3 protein-coding genes are annotated in these 3,154 nt (G+C 65.3%); 1 reads left to right on the forward strand and 2 read right to left on the reverse strand.

What is annotated here, in order from left to right:
• Both EOA28_RS30475 and EOA28_RS30480 read right to left on the reverse strand, forming a co-directional pair.
• Positions 1-470 (reverse strand): nuclear transport factor 2 family protein (locus EOA28_RS30475; protein ID WP_148670949.1); only part of this gene is annotated, 470 nt, incomplete at its 3' end.
• Between the two features lie 167 nt (positions 471-637).
• Positions 638-2,557, reverse strand: a complete 1,920-nt coding sequence (locus tag EOA28_RS30480; RefSeq protein WP_127251571.1) for a sigma-54-dependent Fis family transcriptional regulator — start codon at positions 2,555-2,557, stop codon at positions 638-640.
• A gap of 387 nt (positions 2,558-2,944) precedes the next feature.
• Between EOA28_RS30480 and EOA28_RS30485 the strand changes: the two genes are divergently transcribed.
• Positions 2,945-3,154: thiamine pyrophosphate-binding protein (locus EOA28_RS30485; protein WP_245501635.1), on the forward strand; the 210-nt coding region annotated here is incomplete at its 3' end.

Below are 3,154 nucleotides of genomic sequence, written 5' to 3' on the forward strand. Positions count from 1 at the left end.
ATCTCGTCGTCGCGCTCCTCGCGCCACGTCTTGCGGTCCTTGCCATGCCCGTGCTTGGCGCCGAGCGGACGACTGAAGCCCGCTTTCTCCTCATGCCCTTTCAGCTCCGCCATTGTGGTGAGCAGGGTCCAGATCAGGTCGCCCTTGAACCGCACAAGGCCAAAACCGCGCGCGACGCTTGCCTCGAAGGTGATCCAGGCGGTGATGACGCCGCTATCCTCGGTCGCTTCCTCGCCCTTGGCCACCGCCCATGCGGTCGGCTTGGTGTTGGCCAGCGTCGCTTGCAGCATGTCGCGAACCTGGTCCTGGCCTTCCATGGTCTTCAGGTTCCAGGTGTAGGTGACGAGGTCGCGCCAGTAGCAGTCGGCCTGGAAACAGTTGACGGCGCTGTCGATGTCGCCGGTTTCCAGCGCCTTGCCGAACTTGTCGAGCAGCGCCTGTGCCTTGGTGGTGGGTGTTCTCTCGAGCATTTGTTCTCCTCCACTTGCTAGAGTGCGTCATGAGCAGCAAGCGGCGTGCCAACCGTGGCGCTCATCTGGTGCTATCAATGGAATCAATCTGTTAGGACGCTCTTGCGGCGCCTTGCCTGTTGCATTTTCTGTTGCATGCGCTGCGGCGCGCCACAGCCCTTGCAACTTTAGTTCGGCGCCTCCAGTCGCAGGCGCTTCATGCGGCGATGGACCGTGGTGCGGTCGACGCCGAGACGCCGCGCGGCTTCGGAAATGTTCCAGCCGGTCGCCGCCAGCACGGCCAGCAGGGCTGCGCGTTCTTCCTCGGGCGAGGGGGCGCGCAACGCGACCAGGCTGGCGGAAGGCGCCGGGGGCGCCGTGCGGGCCGTGGCGAAATCAGGCAGGTCGGAAGGCTGGATCGTCTCGTCGTCGCAAAGCGCCACCGCTAGGTCCACGGCGTTGACGAGCTCGCGGATGTTGCCCGGCCAGCCATGACGGATCAGCGCCAGCCGCGCCGCCGGCGACAGTTTTGCCGCCCGACCGGCAAGGCGCGCGCGCTCGCCGATCAGCCGTTCCAGCAGCCATTCGAAATCGGTGCGCTCGCGCAGCGCCGGCAGTGTCAGCGAGGCGGCGTTCAGCCGGTAGAACAGATCCTCGCGGAAACGGCCCTCGGCAACCAGTCGGCGCAGGTCGTGGTGCGAGGCGGAGATGATCTTGATGTCGACAGGCCGAGGTGCTGTGCCGCCGACCGGGATCAGTTCGCGCTCGGCGATCACCCGCAGCAGGCGCGATTGCAGCGTGTAGGGCATATCGCCGATCTCGTCGAGGAAAAGCGTGCCGCCGTCGGCGCTCTCGATCAGGCCCTTGCGTCCCTTGGCCGTGGCGCCGGTAAAGGCGCCGGCCGCGTGCCCGAACAGCTCGCTCTCGATCAGGTGTTCGGGAATGGCCGCGCAATTGATGGCCACGAACGGGCCGGAACGCCCGGAGCTGTCATGGAGCGCGCGGGCGAGATATTCCTTGCCGGAACCGGTCTCGCCATGGATCAGGATCGGGATGGTGGTGCGCGCCAGCTTGGCGGCCCGCGCCTGCATGGCCGCCATGGCCGGATCGCCGCCGGAAAGCTCGGCGATCGGTTTCGGCAGCGCCTCAACAGGTGTGCGGCGTCCGCTCGACGGCTGCGGCTCGATGGCATGCGCAAACAGCGCGCTGCCGTTGCGGCCGAACACCAGCCGCTCCTCGGTCGGGCGCCCGCGCGTCAAGTTCGGCAAGTCGTCGATATCCATGTCGAGGTAACGCGAGATCGGCTGACCGATCGGCGAGGAGAGCCTCCAGTCGGCGCCGCCGGCCTGCGCCAGAAGCAGCGCTCCGCCGCGCGTGGTGCCGAGGATGCGGCCCGAGGCATCGAGCGCCACCGCTGCCTCCGGATCGACATCGAGGAATTCGGGCGAGCGCGAAAAGCGCAGCACCCATTCCGAATGCATCTGCGCCATCAAATTGGCGAGCTCGATGCGCCGGGCAGACGCCGTCACCAGGTGAAGGGCAAGGTTCTGGCTGACTTTCGGCTGCGGCGAGCGCAGCAGCGATATGTCGAGCACGGCGGTCAGTTCGCCCTTGGTGTCGAAAATCGGCGCGGCGGTGCAGGAGAGCGGCGTGTGTGTGGTATCGAAATGGTCGGTCTGGTGAATAGTCATCGCCTCGCCGGTGACGATGCAGGAGCCGACGCCGCAGGTTCCAGTGCGGCTTTCGGACCATTCGGAGCCGAGATAGAGACCGGCCGTGCGCAACTGGTCCATGAACAGCGGGTCGCCGAGGAAATCGACGGTGACACCTTTCGCGTCGGCCAGCAGCAGGACGTAGTTCTGGCCGGCCACCTGCTTGAACAATGTGTCCAGCCCGCTGCGGGCAATGGCGATCAGTCTTTCGGACTGCTCGCGATGCTCGCGCAACTGGGTATCGGGCACGATGTAGGCTTCCGTCGGACGTGCCGGGTCGAGCCGATGCGTATCGATGCAGCGCAGCCAGGATTGAACCACGATATCGTCGCGGACCGATCGCGCGCCGGACAGCACCTCTTCGATCTCGCGGATATGCTCCCGTTCGCCAGCCATGCGTCCTCCTCGCAGCCAACGTCACATCATGGTGCATGTCGTGTCCCAAACCGCTCCACCCTTGCGGGCGACATGCATCGGCACATACTGGTGCCTCGGCGGCGGGCGCTCAACTGTACTATGGTAGCGCGAAACAGCGCCGTTTCTCACAGGCGGGTGAATTCGCGCCGGACCCCATTGACGAGCCCGCGTTTTCGCCCTTATTGTCCGCGCCCATGAAAACGGCACTCATTCTCGTAGGCTGGCGCGTGGGCAAGGCGGTGTAACCGCCGGGCGAAAACCTCCCATGCGCACCACACAGGCTCCCTCGGGGGCCTTTTTTATTGCCTCCAATCCAACTAAACGACCAGCAATCGCCAGATGGCGAAACAGTACGGGACCAGACCGATGAGCAACGGACAGAACGAGCGGCGCGAAATGACGGGTGCCGAAATGGTGGTGCAGGCGCTGAAGGACAATGGCGTCAAGCACGTCTTCGGCTATCCGGGCGGCGCGGTCCTTCCGATTTACGATGAAATTTTTCAACAGGACGATGTCGAGCACATCCTGGTCCGGCACGAGCAGGGCGCCGGCCACGCGGCCGAGGGCTATGCGCGC

This window comes from Mesorhizobium sp. M2A.F.Ca.ET.067.02.1.1 (assembly GCF_004023285.1).
In the GTDB taxonomy this organism is placed as follows: Bacteria; Pseudomonadota; Alphaproteobacteria; order Rhizobiales; family Rhizobiaceae; genus Mesorhizobium.

Bases quoted from the DNA above. Each gene is read 5' to 3' on its own strand.
- EOA28_RS30480 (WP_127251571.1), bottom strand. From the start codon at position 2,557: ATGGCTGGCGAACGGGAGCATATCCGCGAGATCGAAGAGGTGCTGTCC.